The following is a 24,536-nucleotide window of genomic DNA, read 5'->3' as shown; positions in this document are numbered from 1 at the left end:
GCAAGCCGTTGATTTATATCGAATATGTCAGCGTGGTTAAAAAATCGCCAACCCGGCGTGGGGGCCGTGGGCACGGGGGTGCGCAGTCCTGCCCGTTGTCCCTTCCACAGACTTATCCACAAGCCGTGTGGATAAAGGCGTTTCGTTTTTATGAACAGTGGCTTACCCGTGCTTTGTGATGCCCTTGGCAGCTTTGCGCTGCAAGTCGGGTTCTGGCCCCCGGCCTCCGGTCACGGGCCGGCCTCAGGCTAGACTTCGCGGATGCCTCCTGCCGCCCCCGACGTCCTGCGCGTAGCCCTGCCGGTGCCGCTGCCGCGGGAGTTCGACTACCTGCCGCCGGCCGGAACCGGGGCGGGCCCGGACTGGGTGGGTTGCCGGGTCCGCGTGCCGTTCGGGCGGGGTGGCGGCGAGATGGTGGGCGTGGTGGTTGCCACCGGCCCGGCCGACGGCGACCCGGCCGCGCTCAAGTCCATCCATGAGCGGCTCGACAAGGGCGCGCTGCTGCACGGCGAGCTGCTCGAAAGCCTGCGCTGGGTCGCCGCTTACTACCACGCGCCGCTGGGCGAGGTGGTCGCCACGGCCCTGCCGACGCTGCTGCGCACCGGCCAGCCGCTGCCCGACACCCGCCGCCACGGCTGGGTCGCCACGGCGGAGGGCCGGGCCCAGGCCACGGAGGCCGGGCGCGAAGGCCGCCCGCGCCAGCTGCTGCGGCAGCTCATCGACGGCCCCTGCGACGAAGACGACCTGGATGTGCGCCTGCCCGGCTGGCGAAGCGCGGCGCGCACCCTGGCCCGGCGCGGGCTGGCCGAACGCGTGGTGTGCGAAGGGCCGGTCGCACCGCGGCCGGTCGCCGCTCCCGAGCCGATGCCCGGCCAGGCCGCGGCGATGCAGGCGCTGCGCGGCGGCGAGGGTTTTCGCGCGGTGTTGCTCGAAGGCGTCACCGGCAGCGGCAAGACCGAGGTCTACCTGCAGGCGATCGCCGACTGCCTGGTGGCCGGCCGCCAGGCCCTGGTGCTGGTACCGGAGATCGGCCTGACGCCGCAGACCCTGGCCCGCTTCCGCGCCCGGCTCGGCGTGCCGGTGCTGGCCTTCCATTCCGGCCTGGGCGACGGCGAACGCGCGCGCGCCTGGGCCGACATGGCCAGCGGCCGCGGCCGGGTGCTGGTGGGCACCCGCTCGGCCGTGTTCTGCCCCCTGCCCGACGCCGGGCTGCTGGTCGTGGACGAAGAACACGACGGGTCCTACAAGCAGCAGGACGGCGTGCGCTACCACGCCCGCGACCTCGCCCTGGTGCGCGGCAGCAAGCTGGGCGTTCCGGTGCTGCTGGGCAGCGCCACGCCGTCGCTGGAGTCGCTGCACAACGCCCTGTCCGGTCGCTACCGGCACCTGCGCCTGGCCGAGCGGGCCGGCGGTGCCCGGCCCCCGTCCGTGCGCGTGCTGGACGTGCGCAAGCGGCCGCTGCGCGACGGACTGTCTGAAGACCTGCTCGATGCCGTGGGCGCCTGCCTGGCGCGCGGCGAGCAGGCCCTGGTGTTCAAGAACCGGCGCGGCTACGCGCCGGTGCTGATCTGCCACGACTGCGGCTGGAGCGCCCACTGCGCCCGCTGCGACGCCGCGATGACCGTGCACGCCGGAGGCCGCCGGCTCATCTGCCACCACTGCGGCGCCCGCGCGACGCCGCCCAATGCCTGCCCGGACTGCGCCAGCCTCGCCCTGCAGCCGCAGGGCGCCGGCACCGAGCGCCTGGAGCAGGCCCTGGCGGCGCGCTTCCCCGATGCCTGCCTGGTCCGCGTCGACCGCGAAACCACCCGGCGCCGCGATGCCCTGGAAAAACACCTGGCCCGGCTGGGCGACGGCCCCGGCATCCTGGTCGGCACCCAGATCCTGGCCAAGGGCCACGACCTGCCGCGGCTGACGCTGGTGGCCGTGGTGGGCGTCGACGAAGGCCTGTTCAGTGCCGACTTTCGCGCCGGGGAAAAGCTCGCCCAGCTGCTGATCCAGGTGGCCGGGCGCGCCGGCCGCGCCCAGCTGCCCGGCGAAGTCGTCCTGCAGACCCACCACCCCGACCATCCTCTGCTGGGCACGCTGCTCAACGGCGGCTACCCGGCCGTCGCCGCGCTGCAGCTCGCCGAACGCGAAGCCGCTGCCTTCCCGCCCTACGCGCACCTCGCCCTGCTGCGTGCCGAAGCCGGCACCGAAGCCCTGGTGCAGGCCTTCCTGCACGAAGCCCACGCCGCCTTCGAAGCCCGCGAGGGCGTGCACGCCAATGGTCCGATGCCGGCGCCAATGGCGCGCCGTGCCGGCATGGCGCGCGGCCAGCTGCTGGTGGACGCCAGCCAGCGCGGCGCCCTTCATGCCGCCCTGCGCGACTGGCTGCCGGCGATCCGGGCACTGCCGTCCGCGCGGCGCGTGCGCTGGTCGCTGGACGTGGATCCCACCGACCTTTACTGAATCGGTCGGCCGGAAACTCAGCGGCCGGTGCCGGGGGCGCCGTCCTCCTGGCGCACCATCAGGTGCAGGCGCAGCCCGGGCGACAGCTGGTGCAGGTACAGCGCCCCGTTCAGGGCCAGCACGCGGTCGCGCATGCCGGTGATGCCGTTGCCGGGCAGCAGCCGGTCCAGGCGCCCAAGCCCGTCGTCGCGGATGTCCAGGAACACCCAGAGCGCATTGCGCCGCCGGCTTATCCGCAGCGTCAGCTGGCAGCGGCGGGCATCGGCATGGCGCACGATGTTGGTCACCGCCTCCTGGGCCATGCGGTAGATGGCGGTGGCGTGGGTGCCGTCGAGCTGGGCCAGCAGCCGGGCATCCCCTTCGAGCCGTACGTCCATTTCCAGGCCGGCGTCCTGGGCCAGCCGGCGCACGCTGCCGCGATCGACGGCGCCGAACAGGCCGAGCTGCTCGAGGCCGGCCGGTCGCAGATCGGACAGCACGCGGCTGATGTTGCGCTGCATTGCGCGGGTGATCTCCAGCAGCAGGTCGGCCATGCCCGGACGGCCGGCGCTGGCCAGGTGCGGCGCGGCCAGCTTGAGATGGGTCTGCAGCGCGGCCAGGTTCTGGCCGAACTCATCGTGCAGTTCCCTTGCCAGGCGCTGGCGCTCGCTTTCCTCCAGCTGCAGGTTGCGCAGCGCGGCGTCCTGCAGTTCGTCGAGCAGCCGGTGTTCCTGCCGGCGCGCGCGGACGAGGTCGGCGGCCTGGCGCCTGAAGTCGTCCACCGAGGCGCCGAACAGCAGGGTCAGCGCGCCGACCACGCCGACATAGGCCTGGGTCACGATCGGGCTCATGCGCGGATTGCCCAGGGCTTCCTCCAGCGCGACCGCGGCGCTGATCATCAACATCGCCGCCACGGCGCCGCGCCACCCCTGCCAGAGCGTGAAAACAACCACCGCGGCCACCAGCAGCAGCCGGAACAGTTCGGCGAATTCGGAACCGGGAAACGCCAGGCCCAGCCACAGGTACAAACCCGCCACCGGTCCCATGACGAACACCGCGCGCAGCAGCACCGCCACCGACGGCGTGACGTGCCGGACGGGCGCGGCCGCGGCCCAGTAGGCCAGCGGCAGCACCAGCAGGATGCCGATGAAGTCGCACAGCAGGTGCCGCAGCAGCAGGTTGCCGAGCAGCGAAGCGCGGCCGCCGTCGCCGAAGGGGGCCGCACCGGCCATTTCGCGCAGGTCCGGCTGCCAGGCTTCCGGGCCCACCACCGCCATCAGCACTTCCGCCAGCGCCATCGCGACGGCCGTCAGCAGCGCCACCACGTGGATGCGGCCGATCCGGCGCAGGCTCACTTCGGCGCCGGGCCGCACGCTCCACGCGTGCAGCACGATCACGCCGGCCATCACCAGCAGCGGTTCCAGGACCGGGGCGACCAGGCCCGGATGCGGGTGCGAAAGCATGGCTGCCACCAGGGCCCAGGGCCACCAGCGGCGCGGGAAGGACCAAAGTGTGACGAACAGCAGGCCGGTGCCGAGCTCCCAGTGGTAGAACTCGAGTGCGGCGATCCCGGACAGCAGGACGCCCAGCACCAGGGCACCCAGTGCGCCGGCGATGACGTAGCGGGGGCGCGTGGAGGCCCAGGCCTGCAAGGCTTCCATGTGGTTCCGTTTCGCGTTCCGCCCAGGCATCGGCCGCTAGCTTAACGACGCGCCGGCGCTGTCGCTGGGAAATTTTCTCGCCGTTGACTGCGACGGCTTTGCCAGACTGTGTCCATGCCACGCATCCTGCTGATCGATGACCACGCCATGGTGCGCGAGGGTTTCCGCCGCCTGCTCGAGGAAGCAGACGGCTTCGAGGTGGTGGCCGAAGCCGGCACGCCGTCCGAAGCGCTGGCCGCCGTGCGTGACCTCGCCCCGGACCTGGCGCTTGTCGACCTGAGCCTTGGCAGCGAGGCCAGCGGGCTGGTGCTTTTGCTTCAGCTGCACGAATCCCATCCCGAAACCCGCTGCGTCGTGCTGAGCATGCACGACGACCCGGGCCTGGTGGTGCGCGCGCTGGAACGTGGCGCCGCCGGCTATTTCAGCAAGGCCGTCGCGGCCGAGGAGCTGATCGAGGGCCTGCGCCGCGTGATGGACGGCGAACGCGTGCTCAGCACCGACCTGGCGCCGCCAAAGGCGGACGGCGACGCGTCCGCACTGACCCAGCGGGAACGCGAAACCCTCCGCGGTCTGCTTTCCGGCCTGCCGCCCAAGGTGGTGGCGGCCGCCCTGGGCATCAGCGACAAGACGCTCTACCGCCACCGCGCCAACCTGATGGAAAAACTCGGCGCCCGCCACCCCGGCGAACTCGCGCGCATCGCCCGCGAACGCGGGCTGCTGGTCGATACGGACTGAACCAGCCAAAAAGAAACGGCCCCTCGCGGGGCCGTCGGTGTGCTTGCTTGCGTGGGCGCGGTCAGGCCGCGAACAGCGCCCGCATCTTCTTGAGCGCGTTGGCCTCGACCTGGCGGATGCGTTCGGCGGAGACGCCGTATTCGTCGGCCAGTTCCTGCAGCGTCGCCTTGGGCTCGCCGAGGAAACGACGCTTGAGGATGTCGCGCGAACGCTGGTCGAGGCCGGCAAGGCCTTCGCGCAGCAGTTCGAGCTGGTCGTCTTCGTGCGATTCGCGCTCGTAGGCCATCGCCGGGTCTTCGCCGCCGTCGCGCAGGTAGGCCACCGGCGACGGCGGGCCGTCCTCGTCGCCGTTGTCGGGCGCGTCGAAGCCGATGTCGCGGCCGGACAGGCGCGACTCCATCTCCAGCACTTCGCGCTTGGAGACATTGAGGTCCTTGGCGACCGCGGTGACCTCGGCGTCGTTCATCCAGCCCAGGCGCTTCTTGGACTTGCGCAGGTTGAAGAACAGCTTGCGCTGCGCCTTGGTCGTGGCGACCTTGACGATGCGCCAGTTGCGCAGGATGAACTCGTGCATCTCGGCGCGCACCCAGTGCACGGCGAAGGACACAAGGCGCACGCCCTGGTCCGGGTCGAAGCGCTTCACGGCCTTCATCAGGCCGATGTTGCCTTCCTGGATCAGGTCGCCCATGCCCAGGCCGTAGCCCTGGTAACCGCGGGCCACGTGCACGACGAAACGCAGGTGCGACATCACCAGGGCCTTGGCGGCGTCGAGGTCTTCTTCTTCGTGGAAGCGGCGGGCCAGCGCCTGTTCTTCCTCGACGCTCAGCACCGGCACGCGGTTGACCGCGGAGATGTAGGCATCCAGGGAACCCAGCGCACTGGGAACCGGCAGGTTGTTGGCGATCAGGGCCGTCGTGGTCATTCGATCCTCGCTCATGGGTCCGGAGTTTAGCACTCGGGCGTTTGGAGTGCTAAAGAGGCGCAAAGTTCCCTGTCCGTTCCATGAATGGAACGACCTCTCCCCTGGCCGTTTTGCTGATCTGGGGGCGTCCGGACCGGGTTCAAGGGCCTCCGGGAGCGTCCTGCGCCAGCAGGGCCTCGACCGCCTCGCGCGGCGGCAGCGACCAGTCCACCGGCGCCTTGCCTCCCCCCTGCAGCCAGCGGTTGGCCTTGGAGAAGTGGCCGCAGCCCAGGAAACCCCGGTGCGCCGACAGCGGCGAGGGATGCGGCGCCCGCAGCACGCAGTGGCGCCCCTGCAGCAGCTTGCCCTTGGCCTGGGCGTAGGCACCCCAGAGCATGAAGACCAGGCCTTCCTTCTCCCGGTCCAGGGCCTGGACGATGGCGTCGGTGAAGCCTTCCCAGCCCTTGCCCTGGTGCGAACCGGCCCGGCCCTCCTCCACCGTCAGCACCGCGTTGAGCAGCAGCACGCCCTGGCGGGCCCAGGGCAGCAGGCAGCCGTGGCCGGGCGGCGCATGACCCAGGTCGGCCTGGATTTCCTTGTAGATGTTGGCCAGCGAGGGCGGCACCGGCACGCCCGGCAGCACCGAAAAACACAGGCCGTGGGCCTGGCCGGCGCCGTGGTAAGGGTCCTGGCCCAGGATGACGACCTTCACCTGGTCGAAGGGCGTGGCGTCGAGCGCCGAGAAAATGCGCGGGCCGGGCGGAAAGATGTGCTTGCCGGCCGCTTTTTCCCGACGCAGGAACGCCGAGAGTTCCTGCATGTCCGGACGCTGCAGGTAGTCGCCGACCCGGGCCTTCCAGCCCGGCTCGAGGCGGACGCGGTCTTCGGCCACCCTACTTGCCGAGCTTGGCCCGCAGCAGCCGGCCGACGCGCAGCTGGAAGAGCAGTTTGGTCACCAGCAGGCGCTCTTCGATGGGCTTTTGCACCAGGTCGTTGGCGCCGGCGCGCAGCAGGTCGCTCTGGTTGGCCGGGTTGGCGTCGCCGGTCATCACCAGCACCGGCAGCAGGCCCTTGGCATAGCCGTAGTGCTCGCGGATGGACTTGAGCAGGTCCTTGCCGGTCAGCTCGCCCTTCAGGTAGACGTCGGTCAGCACCACGTCCGGGCCCGGTACCTTGCCCTGGGCCCTGGCCGTCTCGAGGTGGGCAATGGCGTCCTCGACGCCGGTGGCGTGGGTGACGGTGAGGCCGTGTTTTTCCAGCATGCGCCGGGTCGCCATCGCGACGACGCGGCTGTCCTCGACGTAGAGCACTTCGCCGCCGGCCTCGGATTCGGGCGCGACATAGCCCTTGATGAAGGCCGCCAGGGCGTTGAAGCCCAGCGACTTGTCGAAGTAGTCGGTGACGTCGTCGCTGATCGACCGGCTTTCCAGGCGCTCCTGCACGTCGCCGGAGACCACGATGATCGGGATGTAGGCCTGGGGCGTGTGCTCACGCAGGTAGCGCGCCAGTTCCAGGCCGTCCATGTCCGGCAGGCGCAGGGCCATGGTGACCAGGTTCACCGCGCCGGCCTGCAGGGCGGCCTTGGCCTCCTCGCCGGTTTCGCAGCCGACGAACTCCATGTCGGGCAGCTGCTGGCGCAGCACGCCCTCAATCATCTTGCGCACGACCTTGGAGCCGTCCACGACCATGATGCGCGGGCTGGTGGTGTCGAAGCTTCGGAAACTCGGGCTGTTCATGTCACACGTCCGTCGGACGGGTCCGACGTAGATGATGCCCGGTTGCGAGCCACGCGCCCAGCCACCCCATCGCCGCGGCGCCCAGGAGCAGCAGGGCGGTGCCCCGCCAGCCCGGGCCGGAAAGGGCGAACTGGCTGCCGTAGCTGGCCACCAGGGCGGTCAGGCGGCCCTGCAGCAGCGCGCCGGCAACCGCCAGCAGCACCAGGGCCAGCGCGCCCGCGGCCAGGCCATACCAGGCTCCCAGGTACAAAAACGGACGCCGGACGAAGCCGTCGGTGGCGCCCAGGTGCTGCAGGACGGCGATTTCCTCGCTGCGGGCGCCGATGTCCAGGCGCACCGTGTTGCCCACCACCAGCAGCACGCCCAGGCCCAGCAGCACCGCCACCACCTGCACCACGCGTTCGCCGAAGGCCAGCCAGGCGGTCAGCCGCTGTCGCCAGACGGCATCGTGTTGAACCACTTCGGCCTCGGGCAGGGCCCGCAGGGCCTCGGCCAGGGCCGTGCCGTCGTCGTCGCCGGCCGGCGAGACCACCAGCACGTAGGGCAGCGGGTTGCCTTCCAGCACCTCCAGGGCGCCGGCGAGGTCGCTCATTTCGCGGAACTCGGCCAGGCCGTCCTCGGGCGTGCGCACCGCCACCGCGGCCACGTCGGGGCGGGCGCCCAGTTCTTCCGACAGGACCGCGACCCGTTCGCCGTCGACGTCCGCGGCGAGGAAGACGCCGATGTCGCGCGATTCGCTGACCGTGCCGGAGAAGCGCTCGAGGTTGCCCAGCGCCAGGGCCAGGCCCAGCGGCAGCGCGATTGCCACGGCCATCACGCCGACGGTGAGGCTGGTGGCCACCGGTCGCTGCAGCAGGCGGCCGAGGCTGGAGAAAAGCGAATACAGGTGCTGTTCGCGCCAGGCGCGCAGGCGGGCGCCCAGGCCGCCGGGCTTCACCCGCTCGGCGGCGGCGGGGCGCGCGCGGTTCTCGGCCTTCGCGGTCATGCCGCCAGGTCCTCGGGCGAAATGTCGTCGACCAGCTTCCCGTGGTCGAGCACCAGCACGCGCTGGCGCATGCGCTTGACCAGGGCCAGGTCGTGGCTGGCGATGATCACGGTGGTGCCCGAAGCCGGCAGCGCGGCAAAGAGCTGCATGATTTCGGCCGCCAGCTGCGGGTCGAGGTTGCCGGTAGGTTCGTCGGCGACCAGCAGCTGCGGCTGGGCGACCAGCGCGCGGGCGATGCCGACGCGCTGCTGTTCACCGGTGGACAGCTGCAGCGGCAGCGCGCGCTCGCGCTCGCCCAGGCCGACCTTGTCGAGCACCGTGCGCACGCGCTTGCCGACTTCCGAGCGCGGCGTGCCGGCGATGAGCAGCGGCAGGGCGACGTTGTCGAAGACGCTGCGGTCGGTCAGCAGCCGGTGGTCCTGGAACACCACGCCGACCTGGCGCCGGTGCAGCGGCACCTTGCGGCCGCGCACCTTGGCCAGGTTGCGTTCGTTCACCAGCACGGTGCCCCGGCTGGGGCGCTCGGACAGGTGCACCAGGCGCAGCAGCGTGGACTTGCCGGCGCCCGAGTGGCCGGTGACGAAGAGCATCTCGCCCTCCTCCACCGCGAAGCTGACGTCGCTCAGCGCCGGCGCGCTGCCGGCGTAGGTCTTGGTGACGTTGTCGAAGCGGAGCAGGGCCATCGGCAGGAATCTAGCAGAGACAACCTGTCTGGCTGTAGGAGCGCCTTCAGGCGCGAAGCCGTGCTCTGCCGAAGGCAAAGTCAAAAGATTCGCGCCTGAAGGCGCTCCTACAGGGGATTGGTGCGTTTGGTCAGTGCTTGGCGGGCGGGTTGCGCTTGACCAGGCTGCTCAGGCCGGCCTTGATGCGGCCCAGCAGGGACGGCTTGGCGTCGCCGGCGGGCTTGGCCGCGGGCTTGGCGGCCGGCTTGGCCTCGGGCTTCTTGCGGGCCGGCTCCTTGCGCGGGGTATCGCTACGCGGCGCGGCGGTGCCGGCCTCGGCGCCGGCTTCGCCGACCGGACGGCCGCGACGACGACGACGGCGCTTGCGGGCCGGCGCATTCGGATCTTCCTGCATCGGCGACGACGGCGCCGGGCGCTTGGCCGGACGCTCGACGGCGGTTTCGGCCGGCGCGGACGACGCGGCCTGCTCGGTGGCCGGCGCGCCTTCGGCGCCTTCCGCCGGGGCCGGACGCGGACGACGCTCGCGGCGCGGACCGGCACCGGCTCCGGCACCACGGCTGCCGCCGCCGGAACGACCGCCTTCGCGGCCACCCGAACGGCTACCCGAACGACCGCCACCCCGACGCTCGTCCTCGGCGGCCTTGGCCTCGCGGACTTCGCGATAGATGGCGCTGACGCTTTCGGTTTCGCCGGCCTCGTCGCCTTCGACCGGACGCGGGGTGCGCGGCATCGGCACCAGCAGTTCCGGCGTGACCTGCTCGACCGGCAGCTTCTGCTCGATATAGGCCTCGATGTCCGGCAGCGACATCGCGTAGCGCTCGCAGGCGAAGCTGATCGCGTCGCCTTCGGCGCCCAGGCGGGCGGTGCGGCCGATGCGGTGCACGTAGTCCTCGGCGTCGAAGGGCAGGTCGTAGTTGTAGACGTGCGAGACACCGTCGATGTGCAGGCCGCGGGCGGCGACGTCGGTGGCCACCAGCAGGTCCAGCTGGCCCTTCTGGAAGCGGGCCAGCAGGGTCTCGCGTTTCTTCTGCGGCACGTCGCCCGACAGCACGCCGACGCGGAAGCCGGCGCGCTCGAGCGCCTTGGCCACGCGTTCCACCCAGACCTTGGTGTTGACGAAGACCATCGTGCGCTGGCCTTCGCTGCGGGTCAGCAGGCCGATCAGCAGCGGGATCTTTTCCTCGTCGGCCGGCAGGTAGACGCGCTGGCGCACCCGGGCGGCGGTGATCGTCTCGGTTTCGACGACCAGCTTCTCGGGCTCGTTCATGTGTTCGTAGGCCAGCTCCAGCACGCGGTGGCTGAGCGTGGCGCTGAACAGCAGGGTCTGGCGCTCGGTGCGGATCGGCATGCGCCGCAGCAGGAAGCGGATGTCCTTGATGAAGCCCAGGTCGAACATGCGGTCGGCTTCGTCGAGCACGCAGACCTCGCAGGCGTGCAGGGACACGACCTTGTGCTGCTTGACGTAGTCGATCAGGCGGCCGGGGGTGGCGATGATGACGTCCACGCCCTGCTGCAGGAGTTCGCGCTGCTTGTCGTAGTCGACGCCGCCGTAGACCAGGGCGAAGCGCAGGCCCAGGTCGGAGCCGAACTTCACGGCGTCCTTGTGGATCTGGATGGCCAGCTCGCGGGTCGGGGCGAGGATAAGGGCGCGCGGGTCCTCGGGCTTGCGGTCGGCCAGCGCGGGGCGCGTGAGCAGCCGGTTGATCAGCGCGACCAGGAAGGCCAGGGTCTTGCCGGTGCCCGTCTGGGCCTGGCCAGCGACGTCGCCGCCGCGAAGCGCGATCGGCAGGGTCAGGGCCTGGATGGGGGTGCAGCGGGTGAAGCCCGCGGATTCGAGGCCGGCCTGGAGGTCAGGATGCAGCTCGAAACTGGAAAAAGCGATATCAGTCAGTGGTTTGTCGGACATGTAGGTCTCTGGTTGCGCGTCTCTGCGCTTGCGCGGCCTGCCCGGGGGGTCGCAAACTGGCCCGGACCCGGGGCCGCCGATGGCGGTTGAATTAACGTTCGAAGCGCCCCAGTTTAACCCAACGGCAGGCCCGACCGGGCCGCTACCTTCAAGTAAATCAGGAGTTTGACGCATGAGCGACCAGGTGCTTCATGTGGGTGACGCCGACTTCGAGGCCCAGGTGCTCCAGTCCGATACCCCGGTGCTGGTGGATTTCTGGGCCGAGTGGTGCGGCCCCTGCAAGATGATCGGCCCGATGGTGGACGAGCTCGCCGACACCTATGCCGGCAAGGTCAAGGTGGTGAAGCTCAACATCGACCACAACCCGCAGGTCCCGCGCCAGTACGCGGTGCGCGGCATCCCGACCCTGATGCTGTTCAAGGACGGCAAGGTGCACGCCACCCAGGTCGGCGCGGTGGGCAAGGCCCAGCTCGCGCAGTTCGTCGACAAGGCGCTTTGAGGCGCCCCGCCCCGGCTTGCCGGGGCCCCGCGGGGGCCGGGCGCTTGTCGCGCCGCCCCCGGCGGTGGTAGTTTGAAGGTCATTCGGGCGCCCCTGGCGCCGATGTCTAGCCAGACCCCCTTTCTTCCCCCACTCGCGTTCGCGAAGTGAATCCTGTGTCCGAAAACGAAACCGACTCCGGCGCCAGCGCCGAGAAGCGTCCGCGTAAATCGCGCGCCGCTGCCCCCACCAACGACGCCCCGGCCGCCGGTTCCCCGGCACCGGCGCCCGCCCCCGCACCGGCAGCGGCACCCGCGCCGGTCTCGGCGCCGGCCCCCGAGCGCGCCAAGGCTGAACCTGCTGCTTCCGGCGACGCCGGTGGTGGTGGCGGCCAGGGTGGCGGGGGCAGTGGCCAGGGCGGCAATGACGACGGCGGCCAGCACGGCCAGTCCGGCGGCGAAGGCGGCCAGCAAGGCGGCGGCGACCGCAGCCGCGAAGGCCGGCGCAACCGCCGCGACCGTTTCCGCGACAAGCGCGACCGCTTCAAGGGCCGCGACCGCGAAGGCGGCGGCGACGACGAAGGCAATGCCAACGCCGGCAATGGCGGCAACGGCGGCCAGAACGAGCGCCCGCTGCCCCAGCTGCCGCCGGACTTCCCGGTCTACAGCCTCAACGACCTCAAGCGCATGCCCGCGCACAAGCTGCTCGAGATCGCCGACAAGCTGGGCCTGCACGAAGGCGTCGCGCGCATGCGCAAGCAGGACGTCAACTTCGCCCTGCTCAAGGTACTGACCCGCCACCCGCAGGGCGTGGCCGGCGACGGCGTGCTGGAAATCCTGCCCGACGGTTATGGCTTCCTTCGCAGCGACGACGCGAGCTACCTGGCCGGCCCGGACGACGTCTACATCTCGCCCAGCCAGATCCGCCGCTTCAACCTGCGCACCGGCGACCACATCGCCGGCCGCATCCGCAGCCCTAAGGACGGCGAGCGCTACGTCGCGCTCAACATCGTGGACACCATCAACGGCGAACCGCCGGAGGCGTCCAAGGGCAAGGTGCTGTTCGAGAACCTGACGCCGCTGTTCCCGCGCGAGCGCTTCAAGCTCGAGCGCGGCAACGGCTCGTCCGAGGACATCACCGGCCGCGTCATGGACCTGATGTCGCCGATCGGCAAGGGCCAGCGCGCGCTTATCGTCTCGCCGCCCAAGGCCGGCAAGACCATGCTGATGCAGAACGTCGCCCAGTCGATCCTGTACAACCACCCGGAAGTGCACCTGATCGTGCTGCTGATCGACGAGCGCCCCGAGGAAGTTACCGAGATGCAGCGCAGCGTGCGCGGCGAGGTCATCTCCTCGACCTTCGACGAGCCGGCCGCGCGCCACGTGCAGGTCGCCGAGATGGTGATCGAACGTGCCAAGCGCCTGGTCGAGCACAAGAAGGACGTCGTGATCATGCTCGACTCGATCACCCGCCTGGCCCGCGCCTACAACACCGTGGTGCCCAGCTCCGGCAAGGTGCTCACCGGCGGCGTCGACGCCAACGCACTGCACCGCCCGAAGCGTTTCTTCGGTGCGGCCCGCAACGTCGAGGAAGGCGGTTCGCTGACGATCATCGCCACCGCGCTGGTTGAAACCGGCTCGAAGATGGACGAGGTGATCTACGAAGAGTTCAAGGGCACCGGCAACTCCGAAGTGCACCTGGACCGCCGCATCGCCGAGAAGCGCGTCTACCCGGCCATCAACATCAACCGCTCGGGCACCCGCCGCGAAGAGCTGCTGATCGAGCCGGACATGCTGCAGAAGATCTGGATCCTCCGGAAGCTGCTGCACCCGATGGACGAACTGGCCGCCATGGAATTCCTCCTGGACAAGATGAAGAACACCAAGTCGAACGACGAGTTCTTCAGCTCGATGAAGCGCTGAGCCCAGGCTTCTGTGGGAGGGACTTCAGTCCCGATCAGCCCAAAGAAAAAGCCGGCCCCATGGCCGGCTTTTTCGTGGCCGCTCCCGCCCCGGCTCAGCCGTCCCGCCGCGGATCCAGCGGCGTCAGCAGGCGCAGCTTTGACGAAGCGCGGGTCCCGTTCGACGCCAGCTCCACCACCTGCGCCTCGCCCTCGAGCGCCTTGCCCAGCCAGGCCGGGGTTTCCTGCGCCACGGGGTAGACCCGCTCCCAGCCCGCGCGCGGCGGCGAGAAGGCCGGCGGCGTGTACTTGACCGGAATTCGCACCAGCCCGTCGGCGTCCGCACCCTCGAGGCGCCAGCGGCGGGCCGCGGCCTTCGACGCATTGGCGAACTGGGCGGCGAGGCGCCGGCCCTGGTTGCCCGGATCGCGGCCGGTCAGGTGCAGGTACTCCACCGCGACGTCCTGCGGCTCACCCTCCCCGTCCACCCGCGCGACCAGGACCACCACGGCGCCGACGCCGTTGCGGACGGCATCCGCGGGATAAACCGGGTGGCGGTTCATGCCCTCGGGCAGCGCGCGCGACTGTTCCGGGTCGGGGAACCAGGCCTGCTCAATGGCGAAATACGCGGTCTTCTCGACATCGTTGCGCACGGCCGCCAGGCGCAGGCGCATCGGGCTGCTGGCGTTGACGGGCTCGCCGTTCTCGAGCACCGGCTCGAAGCGCCAGCCGCGGATCTTCTGCTTGTAGCCCTCCACCACCGGCTCGCCCATCCAGTCGGCGTCGTCGAGCTGCACGTCCAGCACCTGGCCTTCGGTTCCGATGGTCAGGCGCCCCTGCACTTCGGCCGTGAACCGGGCCGTGTCCGTCGCCTGCACGCCGCCCGCAAGGGCCAGCAACAGGCCCACCATCCAAAGTTTCATGTGTGTTCCCCGGTAGTCCGCAGACCGGAGTAAACCATCGGGGAACGAAGGGTTCAATGCCACGCAGGCCGGCGCATAATCACCGCATGCACGATTCCAGCGGTTTCCTCGCCCTGTTGCTGGTCTTCCTGATCGCCGCGGTAATCGCGGTGCCGCTGTTCCGTCGCCTGGGCCTGGGCGCGATCCTCGGTTACCTGGCGGCCGGCGTGGTGATCGGGCCGGACGGGCTGTCGCTGGTGCCCGACCCCGACGACGTGCTGGCCGCGTCCGAGCTGGGCGTGGTGATGCTGCTGTTCGTGATCGGCCTGGAGCTGAGCCCGGCGCGGCTGTGGGTGATGCGGCGCAAGGTGTTCGGCACCGGCGGCCTGCAGGTGTTCGTTTCGGCCGCGGCCATCGCCGCGATCGCGGCGCTGGGCGTGGACGGCTGGAAGGCGCCGCTGGTGATCGGCATGGGCCTGGCGCTCTCGTCCACCGCGGTCGGCCTGCAGCTGCTGGCCGAACGCAAGGAGCTGACCACCGAACACGGCCGGGTGGCATTCGCGATCCTGCTGTTCCAGGACCTTGTCGCCATCCCGCTGCTGGCGGCGATCCCGCTGCTGGGCGCGGCCAAGGCGCTGGAACGTTCGGCGCCGCCGCTCGACAGCGTGGTGATCGCGGTCGGCGCGATCCTGGCGGTGGTGGTCGGCGGCCGTTTCCTGCTGCGCCACCTGCTGCGCGCAGTGGCCAAGGCCCGCTCCGTGGAGGTGTTCACCGCCAGCGCACTGCTGGTGGTGGTGGGCAACGCCTGGGTCATGGACCAGGCCGGGCTGTCGATGGGCCTGGGCGCCTTCCTCGCCGGCGTGCTGCTGGCCGAATCGGAGTTCCGGCACGAACTCGAGTCGCACATCGAACCCTTCAAGGGTCTGTTCCTCGGCCTGTTCTTCATCGCGATCGGCATGAGCATCGACCTCAATGTCATCGCGGAGGAACCGTCGCTGATCGCCGCCGGCGTCCTCGGGCTTCTGGCGATCAAGTTGCTGGTGCTGATGACGGTCGGGCGCTTCACCGGCGGCCTGGACTGGCGCCAGGCGGTGCAGCTTGGCGCGGTGCTGGCGATGGGCGGTGAGTTCGGCTTCGTGGTGTTTGCCGAGGCACTGAAAGCCGGGCTGATGGATGCGCAGCTGCGCGACCAGCTGTTCGTGGTGATCGGCCTTTCGATGGGGGCGACGCCGCTGATCCTGCTGGCCGTGTCGCACTGGCTGCGCGAGCACCCGTCGCAGCAAAAGAAGCGCGAACCCGACGACATCGACCACGAATATCCCCGCGTGATCATCGCCGGCTTCGGCCGCGTCGGGCAGATCGTCGGGCGCATGATGCGCGCGCAGAAGATCCCCTTCACCGCGCTGGAGAACAGCGCCGACCAGGTGGACGTCTCGCGACGCTTCGGTACCAAGATCTACTACGGCGACCCGGCCCGCGCCGACCTGCTGCGCGCGGCGCACGCCGACCGCGCCGAAGTGTTCGTGCTGACCACCGACGACCCGGACGCGAACGTGCGCACCGCCCGCCTGGTCAAGCGCATGTATCCGCACCTGAAGGTGTTCGCCCGCGCGCGAAACCGCCAGCACGCCTTCCGGCTGATGGACCTGGATGCCGACGTTACCCGCGAAACCTTCCACTCCAGCCTGATGATGGGCCGCAAGGTGATGCAGGCGCTGGGCGTGCCGGAGGAGGAAGCCGCGCGCAACACCGAACGTTTCCGCCAGCACGACGAACAGCTGCTGCGCCGCCAGCACCTGGTCTACGACGACGAAGCCGCGCTGGTCGCGTCCTCGCAGGAAGCCCTGGCGGACCTGGAAACGCTGTTCGAAGCCGACCTGAGCCCCGACGAGGCGGCCGAAGACGACGGCGACGCCGGGCGCTAGCCGGCTCTAGTCGCGCTCGCGCAGGAAGCGCGCCAGCGACGGCGGGCCGGCGCGGCCGGGTTCGAACTCGGCGGCGACGTCGACGAAACCGCGCAGCACCGCCAGGTCATGCGGCGTGCGGCCGAGGATGTCGCGGGCCTGGCGGTCGGCGCCTTCGCGCAGCAGGCGCTGCACGACGCGGGCCAGTCCGTGGATCGCGGCAAGGTGCAGCGGCGTCAGCCCGCGCTCGTCCGCGGCATCGAGCGCGACGCCTTCCGCCAGCAGGCGCTCGAGTCCGGCCAGCAGCACGTCCTCGTCGCAGGCCGTGCCGGGTTCGGCGCGGGCGCCGAGCAGCAGCAGCAGCGGCGTCTGGCCGGCGGCGTTGGGCGAATCCGGTTCGACGTCGGCCAGCAGCAGCACGTCCACCAGCGCCAGCACGCGCTGGCGGTCACGCGAGGAAAACGCATGCAGCGCCGCACAGTGCAGCGGCGACAGGCCCTGGGCATCGCGGGCCTCGGGGTCGGCGCCGTGCGCGAGCAGGCGCGAGATCAGTTCCGGCTGCCCCAGCGCGGCGGCCAGCATCAGCGGCGTGACTTCGCCGGGAAGCGGCAGGTCGGGTTCGGCGCCGGCGCGCAGCAGGCGATCGACCACGCCGGCGTGGCGCATGCTTATCGCCGCAGAAAGCGGCGTGGCGCCGGTACGCGCCGCGATGCGGGTATCGGCGCCGCGGGCCAGCAGCGCGTCGACCACTGCTTCATGGCCGCCGCCCGCCGCGCGCAGCAGGGCGGTGCAGCCCTGGGCGTCGGTGCCGTCGACCGGCAGGTCCAGTTCCAGCAGGCGGGCCACGGCGTCGGCGTCGCCGGCCATCGCGGCCGCCGGCAGGTCGGCCGGCTGCAGGGCGCGCCCGGGCAACTGCCAGTTCCGCCATTCCAGCCAGTGCGAAAGCTCGCGCCGGTCCGCTGCCAGCGCCAGGCCCAGCGGCGTCTGGCCGTCGGGACCGCAAAGCGCCGGCGATGCCCCGTGCCGCACCAGCAGCTGCAGCGCCGCCTCGCGACCCAGCGCCGCGGCGGCATGCAGCGGCGTGTGGCCGTGGCCGTCGCGGGCATTGGGATCGGCGCCGGTGGCCAGCAGGGCCTGGGCCAATCGCAGCCAGCCCAGGCGGATCGCCAGGCCCAGCGGCGGGTCGGCGGACGCACCGCCGAAGGCGTCGGCACCGCGTTCAAGCAGGGCCAATGCGAATTGCTCGTGACCGCGGCTGACATGTTCGCCCTGCAGGCAGGCCTGCAGCCAGCGCGCGAGACCACCCCGCCCGGCCACCGGCTGGCCGCGCTCGAGCAGCCGCTGCAGGGCCAGGCCGGCCAGGCCGCCGCGATCGAGCAGGTGCATGAACACGCTGTCCTGGCCATCGACGAGGGTATCGGCGTCGGCGCCATGGCGAAGCAGCCAGTCGAACAGCGCCAGGTCGGCGTCGCCGGCGAATTCCAGCAGCAGCGCCGCCAGGCCGGTGGCATCCGGGCCGGCGCCGAGCCGCTGCATGGCTTCGGCCGACTCCAGGCGGCCAGCGACCAGCGCCTCGCGCAGCAGCTCCCGAGGGCTCTTCTCGAAGCTGCCCTGGGCCAGGCCTTCGGCGACGCTGGCCGGCAGCGGGTAGCCCGGGTCGAGCACGGCGACCAGGGGCCAGCGGCCCGCGCCCAGTGCGTGCTCGAGGGCGCGACGGCCGTCCTGGTCGCGCTGCTCGGGGTCCACGCCCATCGCGATCAGGTGGCGCAGGAACTCGGGGCCGGCATCCGATCCGGCGGCGAGCACCAGCGCGTTGCGCCCGTGTTCGTCCACCGCCGTGACGTCCGGGCGCGCCTGCGCCAGCCGGGCCAGCACCGCCGACTGGCCGTGGCGGGCGGCTTCCAGCAGCGGGCTCACGCCGTCGGCGTCGCGGGCATTGCGGTCGGCGCCGGCATCGAGCAGGCAGCCGGCCACGTCGGCATTGCCGGCGGCGCAGGCCACGTGCAGCGCGCAACGCTGGCCGTGGCCGCGCGAATCCACGCGCGCCTTGTGGCGCAGCAGCAGCTGCACGCCGGCGGGGTCGTCGTCGCCGCCGGCCGCGGCCAGCAGCGCCGGCTGGCCGTCCGCGGGTTCGGGTTTGGCGCCGCGTTCGATCAAGAACTTGGCCAGGCGCCAGTTGCCGCTGGCGCAGGCGACGCCGAGGGCGCTGAACCCGTCGGCGTTGAGCGCCTCGAGGGTCGCGCCGGCGTCGAGCAGCAGCGCCGCGACGGCCGGGTCGGTGCTGCGCGCGGCGTGGTGAAGGGCGGTATTGCCATCCGCATCGGCATGGCGCGGGTCGGCGCCGTTGGCCAGCAGGGTCATCACCGCTTCCGGGCGACCGTGCCAGCTGTCGCGGGTGGCGGCCAGCAGCGGCGTCAGGCCGGCATGTTCGGCATTGAGGTCGACGCCGCGGGCGATCAGCTCCCGCAGCAGGCGCAGGTCGCCCAGCAGGGACGCGAGCATCGGCAGGCTGCGCTGGTCGCGGTCGGCCGGCGCCGGCAGGGTCTCCGGGTCGGCGCCGTCGGCCAGGGCGGCCAGGGCTGCTTCGATGCGGCCCGCGCGGGTGGCGGCAAGCAGGCGTTCGTCCGGGTCCTGGTCCTCGTCGGCCGGCGCGGGCACGGTCTCGTCATCGTCGCCAACAATCGGAAGGCTGGCCGGCAGGCGGTTACCGGTCGCGTCCGGCGCCCTGCCGAAGGACTGCACGAGGCCATGGCCCAGCAGGGACAACAGCACGAAGCCCGGCACGGCCAGGAGCCGGGCCGCCGGCGGAACCAGGCCGGGCCAGGCCAGCGCCAGAAGCCCTGCCAGCACGACGAATACCGCCACCGCCACCACGAAACCGCGCCCGGCCTCGGCGAGGCTGCCGGTGCCCACCTGGGCGGCCAGGACCGGCCAGGCCCCGCCCGTGCGTCCGGCAAGACCGAAGGCCGGCCAGGCGCGCCAAAGCCCGAGCAAGGCCAGGCCAGCCAGCGTCCCCAGGCCCAGCGCGGCGGCCAGCGTTCCGGTTTCAATCAGTGCCTGCAGTGGCCAGGCCACGGCCAGCCAGAGGCCGGCCAGGCCCAGGGCCCAGAGCAGCGCCAGGGCGCCCGCGTCACGGCGCTGCGCCGGCGCCGGCAGGTCGGCGCGCAGGCCGCGCAGCCGCGCCAGGCCCAGGGCGAACGCCGGCTGGGCCAGCAGGCCCGCGACCGCCGTCCAGGCCTGGCCCAGCAGCAGCGCCGCCGACAGCGCGGCACCCAGCGCCAGCCAGGCCCAGGCCTGCCAGGCTCGGGACGGCTCAGCCATCGACCATCGGGTCCAGCACGGTGGGCGGGAACTGCAGGTGGAAACCGTGCGCCTGCAGGTTCGCGCGCACCACCGCCGGGTCGGCGCGGGCCAGGCGGCGGTTTTCGGTCAGCGCGAACTCGAGCACGAAGACCAGTTCGCCCAGGGGTTCGCGCACCGCCGGTGGCAGCACCGTGAAGTCGTCCCGCTTGCGCAGGTAGAGGTACGTGTCGGGCTTGCGCAGGGATTTGTAAACGTAGGCTTGCATGGCATCGCCGCGCTGGGTTGGGCGATTGTCGCCGCAAACGCCGGGTGGGAAAAGTCGCACACGCGCCGGCTGCGCCGGCTTTGTTAGGCTTGCCGGCCAGATTCGACTCCCGGAGCCCCCATGCGACTTCGCCTTGCCGCCCTCGCCCTGGTTGCCGCCTGCGTCCCGCCGGCGCTGGCCCAGGAACCGCTCACGCTCGACCAGGCGATGGCGAATCCCGACTGGATCGGCCCGCCGGTGGAGTCGGCCTGGTGGTCGCTGGACGGCCAGCGGGCGCTGTACACGCTCAAGCGCGAAGGCAGCCCGGTGCGCGACACCTGGACGGTGCCCGTCGCCGGCGGCGAGCCGGCGAAAGTCGAAGGCGCCGCCCTGGCCGACATCGACGCCGCCCGTCCGGTCTTCGACCCCAGCCGCCGGCAGGCGGTTTTCATCCGCAACGGCGACGTCTTCCTGCGCGTGCTGGGCGGGCCGCTGCTGCAGCTGACCCGCAGCACCGACACCGAGGCCGAGCCGCGCTTCGGCGCCGATGGCCGCAGCGTCATCTGGCGCGTGGGCAACGACTGGTTCCGCTGGGCGTCGGATACCCGCCTGGTGCAGCCGGCTGCGTTGCCGCGCGCCGAAAAGGACCCCGCCGCCGATCCGGAAAAGGACGCGCTGCGCGACCACCAGCTGCGCCTGAGCGCGCAGCTGGCGCGCGAGAAGGCCTTCCGCGAGGCCCAGCGCGACAACGCCAAAGCCCTGCGCGAAGCCGACCCCAGCCGGGCCGCCGTGCCGGTGTACCTGGGCGAGAAGGTCACGATCGCCGACAGCGCGATGTCGCCGGACGGGCGCTGGCTGCTGGTGGTCACCGAAGCCAAGGACCACGAGGAAGGCCAGGCCGGCAAGATGCCCAAGTACGTGACCGAGTCCGGTTACGAGGAAGTCGAGGACGTGCGCGTGCGCGTCGGCCGCAACCCGCCGCAGGGCCAGCAGCTGCTGCTGGTCGACCTGCGCGACGGCAGCCAGCGCGAGCTCAAGCTCTCCGCCCTGCCGGGCATCGATCGCGACCCGCTGGCCGAGCTGCGCAAGGCCGCTAAGCTCGATCCGCTCAAGGGCGAGCGCACCGTGCGTTTCGACAGCCTGCTCTGGAGCGACGACGGCGCCAACGTCGCGCTGATGGCGCGCGCGGTGGACAACAAGGACCGCTGGATCGCCACCGTCGACCTCGCCGGCGGCAAGCTGGTGCCGGCGCACCGCCTGACCGACCCGGCCTGGATCAACTGGGGCTTCAATGATTTTGGCTGGCTGCCGGGTGGTCGCACGCTGTGGCTGCTCAGCGAGGAGTCCGGCTTTTCACACCTCTACACCGTGGTGCCCGGCCAGCGCGCCAACCGCCTGACCAGCGGCCGCTGGGAAGCGTCGTCGCCGCAGTGGTCGCCGGACGGCGTCACCGCGTATTTCCTGTGCAACCGCGAATGGCCGGGTGACTACGAAGTCTGCGCGGTGCCCAGCACCGGCGGCGAGGTTCGCGAGCTGACCGCACTCGACGGCGTCGAGGACTTCGTGCTGTCGCCGGATGGAACGCAGCTGCTGCTGCGCTGGTCGCAGTCGCACGTGCCGCCGCAGCTGGCGGTGCAGCCGGTGGCCGGTGGCGACGCGCGCAAGCTCACGGATACCCGCAGCGCCGGGTTTGCGTCCCGCGACTGGCTGGCGCCGAAGTTCGTGCAGGTGCCTTCGAGCCACGGTGCCGGCGACATCTGGGCCAAGCTTTACCGTCCCGAGACGCTGGAAGAAGGCCGCAAGTACCCGGTGGTGATGTTCGTGCACGGCGCCGGCTACCTGCAGAACGTGCACGAGCGCTGGCCGGCTTACTTCCGCGAGCAGATGTTCCACCAGCTGCTGGTCGAAAACGGCTTCATCGTGCTCGACATGGACTACCGGGCCTCGGAAGGCTACGGCCGCGACTGGCGCACGGCGATCTACCAGCGCATGGGCCACCCGGAGCTGGAGGACTACCTGGACGGCGTGAAGTACATGGTCGCGCAGCACCAGGGTGATCCGGAGAACGTCGGCATCTACGGCGGCAGCTATGGCGGCTTCATGGCCTTCATGGGCCTGTTCCGCGCGCCCGAGGTGTTCAAGGCCGGCGCCGCGCTGCGGCCGGTGACCGACTGGACCAGCTACAACCACGAATACACGTCCAACATCCTCAACACGCCGGAGCTGGACCCGGAGGCCTACAAGCGCAGTTCGCCGATCGAATACGCGGAAAACCTGCGCGGCCACCTGCTGATCAGCCACGGCATGATCGACGACAACGTGTTCTACCAGGACTCGGTGCGCCTGGCGCAGCGCCTGATCGAACTCAAGAAGCACGACTGGGAGCTGGCCAGCTACCCGCTGGAGCGCCACGCCTACCAGCACCCGGAAAGCTGGTACGACCAGTACCGCCGCATCTACGAGCTGTTCGAAGAGAATTTGAAGTAAGGGCGCACCGGCCGCGGATCCACGCGGCCGGGAGACGGCCTCAGGCCGCCACGAACACGCCTTCGAGTTCGACGTCGAGTTCGCGGCGGCAAACGTCGCCGCGCAGGTAGCTGATGCGCTCGCCCGGCAGGCCGGCCGTGGCCAGGATCGCCTGGGCGGCGGCCAGGTCGCCGGGGTGGCGCAGGTAGACGCGCAGGGCCTCGCAGCGGGCCAGCGGGAAGTCGCGGCCGGTGGCCTGGTGGCCCTGGTCGAGCAGCGTCGCCAGGTTGTCCAGGCTCTCGCGCAGCTGGGCGGCGAAGTCACCGACGTGTTTGGAGACATGCCCGACGATGCTGGCCGTGCCCGAGGCCAGCAGCCGCGGCTGCACCGTATCGCCATCGAGCACCGCGCCGCGCGAGAAACCCGGCGAGACCGGCCCGTGCTCGCGCGGATAGCGCCAGGCCGGGGTCTGCCGCGGGTTTTCCAGCGCGATGCCCGGCGCCTTCGAACACAGGGCGACGACCTGCAGCCGGCCCGGCGCGCCGTCGCTGCCGATGGCCGTGGCCGCCGGCGGCGGCTGGTTGAACATGTCGTCCACCGCACCGGCGCGGCCGACGCAGAAGCGCCGGTAGCGCTCCTGGTCGCCCTCGCCTTCGTTGATGGCGGCGAAGTAGTTCCAGATGCGGATCAGGTAGGGATGGGTCGAGGGCCGCACCTCGGCCAGCAGCCGGGCATAGGCCGCGGCGGTGGCGGCTTCGATGTCGCCGCCGGTTTCGGCCTGCTCGATCACGCGCACGGCGTAATGGCCGTTGCCACCCCAGGCTTCCACCGGCGGACCGGCCAGCAGGCCGCAGTCCACCGCGCTGGGCACGGCGGCGGCGGTTCCGAAGATGAAGGCGACCAGGGCGTCGGGACCGGTGTCGGCCGTGACGCGCAGGCGCGGGGGCGTGGGGGAGTTCATTGCTGGCGTGGATTATAGCGGCCGGCGCGGGCGGCTATCATGGCCGCCGACCCGGAACGGACGCCGCCATGACCGATTTCAACGCCGTGCACGCCTTTCTCCGCGAGCTGCAGGACCGCATCTGCGCGGGCCTGGAGTCGGTGGACGGCGGCCGCTTCGAGCAGGATGAATGGACGCGCGAGCGCGCCGATCCCAGCAAGGGCCCGTCCATGGCCGGGGGTGGCCGCACCCGCGTCCTGAAGGAAGGCGCGGTGTTCGAGCAGGCCGGGGTGAACTTCTCTGACGTCTCCGGGCCCTCGCTGCCGGGCTCGGCCAGCGCGCACCGGCCGGAGCTGGCGGGCGCGCCCTGGCGGGCAGCGGGCGTGTCGCTGGTGATCCACCCGCGCAACCCGCACGTACCCACCTCGCACGCGAACGTGCGCTTCTTCGAGGCCAGGCCGGAAGGCCGGGATCCGATCTGGTGGTTCGGCGGCGGCTTCGACCTGACGCCCTTCTACCCGGTGGACGAGGACGTGCGGCACTGGCACCAGGTCGCCCGCGACCTGTGCGCGCCCTTCGGGGACCAGCGCTACGCCGAGCACAAGGCCTGGTGCGACCGGTACTTCTTCCTCAAACACCGCGATGAAACCCGCGGCGTCGGCGGGCTGTTCTACGACGACCTGCACGCCGACGGCTTCGAGGCCTGCTTCGACTACACCCGGGCGGTCGGCGCGGGCTTCCTGGACGCCTACCTGCCGATCGTGCAGCGCCGCAAGGACACGCCCTACGGGGAGCGGGAGCGGGAGTTCCAGCTCTACCGGCGCGGGCGCTACGTGGAGTTCAACCTGGTCTGGGACCGGGGCACCCTGTTCGGCCTGCAGAGCGGCGGCCGCACCGAATCGATCCTGATGAGCCTGCCGCCGCGCGTGCGCTTCGAATACGCCTACAGCCCGGAGCCCGGCAGCGCCGAGGCCCGGCTGGCCGACTACCTGAAGCCGCGGGACTGGCTGTAGCCGCTCTCTGTAGGAGCGCCTTCAGGCGCGAATTTCTTCTTGGCCAAAGGCCAAGTCAAAAGATTCGCGCCTGAAAGCGCTCCTACAAAGGTAAGGCAAATAAAAACCCCGCGGGCCAGGGGAAGCCCGCGGGGTCAGGGGGTGGAGCAGCAGGTTGGGGAGAACCCGGTGCTCCGATGGATCCACTCAGGGGAGGGAGTGATTGATCCTGCGCCGGACCTTGCATCCGACGCGCCTAGTAGACCCCCCTGTGCATGAGAAGTTCGTGAACAAACGCGTTAAACCAATGTTCGGTTCAGGACGCGTTCACTTGCCTCCAAGCGGTTGATATTGCAGCGGATTTCTGCAC

The 24,536-nt window shown here is 71.0% G+C and carries 18 protein-coding genes; 7 read left to right on the top strand and 11 right to left on the bottom strand.

Translation table 11 applies throughout. The annotated features are described in order from the left end of the window. Window positions 1–261 precede the first annotated feature (261 nt). Window positions 262–2,451: a primosomal protein N' gene (locus ACE3TE_RS03125; RefSeq protein WP_374602083.1), complete on the top strand. Its 2,190-nt coding sequence runs from the start codon at window positions 262–264 to the stop codon at window positions 2,449–2,451. A 17-nt stretch (window positions 2,452–2,468) separates the two neighbouring features. On the opposite strand, the gene ACE3TE_RS03120 is transcribed toward ACE3TE_RS03125, so the two are convergent. Then, the gene (locus ACE3TE_RS03120; RefSeq protein WP_374602081.1) at window positions 2,469–4,091 is read right to left on the bottom strand and encodes a histidine kinase; all 1,623 of its coding nucleotides are present in this window, start codon (window positions 4,089–4,091) and stop codon (window positions 2,469–2,471) included. Window positions 4,092–4,205: 114 nt separating this feature from the next. Here ACE3TE_RS03120 and ACE3TE_RS03115 point away from each other — a divergent pair, with 114 nt between their 5' ends. Continuing rightward, complete coding sequence (locus ACE3TE_RS03115; protein ID WP_374602080.1) at window positions 4,206–4,826, top strand: response regulator; 621 nt, start codon at window positions 4,206–4,208, stop codon at window positions 4,824–4,826. A 61-nt stretch (window positions 4,827–4,887) separates the two neighbouring features. On the opposite strand, the gene rpoH is transcribed toward ACE3TE_RS03115, so the two are convergent. The 6 genes from rpoH to rhlB form a co-directional block, all read right to left on the bottom strand. Continuing rightward, the gene (gene rpoH / locus ACE3TE_RS03110; protein ID WP_374602079.1) at window positions 4,888–5,763 is read right to left on the bottom strand and encodes an RNA polymerase sigma factor RpoH; all 876 of its coding nucleotides are present in this window, start codon (window positions 5,761–5,763) and stop codon (window positions 4,888–4,890) included. Between the two features lie 124 nt (window positions 5,764–5,887). Beyond that, window positions 5,888–6,619 (bottom strand): uracil-DNA glycosylase, encoded by a 732-nt coding sequence (gene ung / locus ACE3TE_RS03105; RefSeq protein WP_374602077.1) that lies wholly within the window; start codon window positions 6,617–6,619, stop codon window positions 5,888–5,890. A 1-nt stretch (window position 6,620) separates the two neighbouring features. After that, window positions 6,621–7,463 carry a response regulator gene (locus ACE3TE_RS03100; RefSeq protein WP_374602076.1) on the bottom strand — a complete coding sequence of 281 codons (843 nt, stop codon included), beginning with the start codon at window positions 7,461–7,463 and terminating at the stop codon, window positions 6,621–6,623. A 1-nt stretch (window position 7,464) separates the two neighbouring features. Next, on the bottom strand, window positions 7,465–8,448 hold the full coding sequence (ftsX, locus tag ACE3TE_RS03095) for a permease-like cell division protein FtsX (RefSeq protein WP_374602074.1): 984 nt from the start codon (window positions 8,446–8,448) through the stop codon (window positions 7,465–7,467). Then, window positions 8,445–9,131 carry a cell division ATP-binding protein FtsE gene (gene ftsE / locus ACE3TE_RS03090; protein WP_374602072.1) on the bottom strand — a complete coding sequence of 229 codons (687 nt, stop codon included), beginning with the start codon at window positions 9,129–9,131 and terminating at the stop codon, window positions 8,445–8,447. Before ftsE ends, ftsX begins: the two co-directional genes overlap by 4 nt. 130 nt (window positions 9,132–9,261) lie before the next feature. Beyond that, entirely contained in the window at window positions 9,262–11,037 is a 1,776-nt protein-coding gene (gene rhlB, locus ACE3TE_RS03085; RefSeq protein WP_374602070.1) for an ATP-dependent RNA helicase RhlB, read from the bottom strand. Window positions 11,038–11,209: 172 nt separating this feature from the next. On the opposite strand from rhlB, the gene trxA reads away from it, so the two are divergent. Continuing rightward, the gene (gene trxA / locus ACE3TE_RS03080; protein ID WP_188663255.1) at window positions 11,210–11,536 is read left to right on the top strand and encodes a thioredoxin TrxA; all 327 of its coding nucleotides are present in this window, start codon (window positions 11,210–11,212) and stop codon (window positions 11,534–11,536) included. Window positions 11,537–11,691: 155 nt separating this feature from the next. Then, complete coding sequence (gene rho / locus ACE3TE_RS03075; protein WP_374602265.1) at window positions 11,692–13,437, top strand: transcription termination factor Rho; 1,746 nt, start codon at window positions 11,692–11,694, stop codon at window positions 13,435–13,437. A gap of 94 nt (window positions 13,438–13,531) precedes the next feature. Here rho and ACE3TE_RS03070 read toward each other — a convergent pair whose 3' ends face one another. Beyond that, window positions 13,532–14,338: a hypothetical protein gene (locus ACE3TE_RS03070; RefSeq protein WP_374602069.1), complete on the bottom strand. Its 807-nt coding sequence runs from the start codon at window positions 14,336–14,338 to the stop codon at window positions 13,532–13,534. An 86-nt stretch (window positions 14,339–14,424) separates the two neighbouring features. Here ACE3TE_RS03070 and ACE3TE_RS03065 point away from each other — a divergent pair, with 86 nt between their 5' ends. Further along, window positions 14,425–16,242, top strand: coding sequence for a monovalent cation:proton antiporter-2 (CPA2) family protein (locus ACE3TE_RS03065; RefSeq protein WP_374602067.1), 1,818 nt, complete (start codon window positions 14,425–14,427; stop codon window positions 16,240–16,242). A 6-nt stretch (window positions 16,243–16,248) separates the two neighbouring features. Here ACE3TE_RS03065 and ACE3TE_RS03060 read toward each other — a convergent pair whose 3' ends face one another. Both ACE3TE_RS03060 and ACE3TE_RS03055 read right to left on the bottom strand, forming a co-directional pair. Beyond that, on the bottom strand, window positions 16,249–19,542 hold the full coding sequence (locus ACE3TE_RS03060; RefSeq protein ID WP_374602065.1) for an ankyrin repeat domain-containing protein: 3,294 nt from the start codon (window positions 19,540–19,542) through the stop codon (window positions 16,249–16,251). Beyond that, window positions 19,535–19,789: a YcgL domain-containing protein gene (locus tag ACE3TE_RS03055; RefSeq protein WP_374602063.1), complete on the bottom strand. Its 255-nt coding sequence runs from the start codon at window positions 19,787–19,789 to the stop codon at window positions 19,535–19,537. The genes ACE3TE_RS03060 and ACE3TE_RS03055 overlap by 8 nt, the downstream gene beginning before the upstream one ends. A 120-nt stretch (window positions 19,790–19,909) precedes the next feature. Between ACE3TE_RS03055 and ACE3TE_RS03050 the strand changes: the two genes are divergently transcribed. Then, entirely contained in the window at window positions 19,910–22,255 is a 2,346-nt protein-coding gene (locus tag ACE3TE_RS03050; protein WP_374602061.1) for a prolyl oligopeptidase family serine peptidase, read from the top strand. Between the two features lie 40 nt (window positions 22,256–22,295). Here the strand turns inward: ACE3TE_RS03050 and ACE3TE_RS03045 are convergent, their stop codons facing one another. Beyond that, a complete protein-coding gene (locus tag ACE3TE_RS03045; RefSeq protein ID WP_374602059.1) occupies window positions 22,296–23,195 on the bottom strand; it encodes a pteridine-dependent deoxygenase in 900 nt (299 codons plus the stop codon). A gap of 68 nt (window positions 23,196–23,263) precedes the next feature. Here ACE3TE_RS03045 and hemF point away from each other — a divergent pair, with 68 nt between their 5' ends. After that, window positions 23,264–24,187 carry an oxygen-dependent coproporphyrinogen oxidase gene (hemF, locus tag ACE3TE_RS03040; protein ID WP_374602057.1) on the top strand — a complete coding sequence of 308 codons (924 nt, stop codon included), beginning with the start codon at window positions 23,264–23,266 and terminating at the stop codon, window positions 24,185–24,187. Window positions 24,188–24,536 lie beyond the last annotated feature (349 nt).

The organism is Arenimonas sp. (genome assembly GCF_041919775.1).
In the GTDB taxonomy this organism is placed as follows: domain Bacteria; phylum Pseudomonadota; class Gammaproteobacteria; order Xanthomonadales; family Xanthomonadaceae; genus Arenimonas.
The sequence above is the reverse complement of the archived record's forward strand: the minus strand, read 5'-3'. Positions and strand labels throughout refer to the sequence as shown.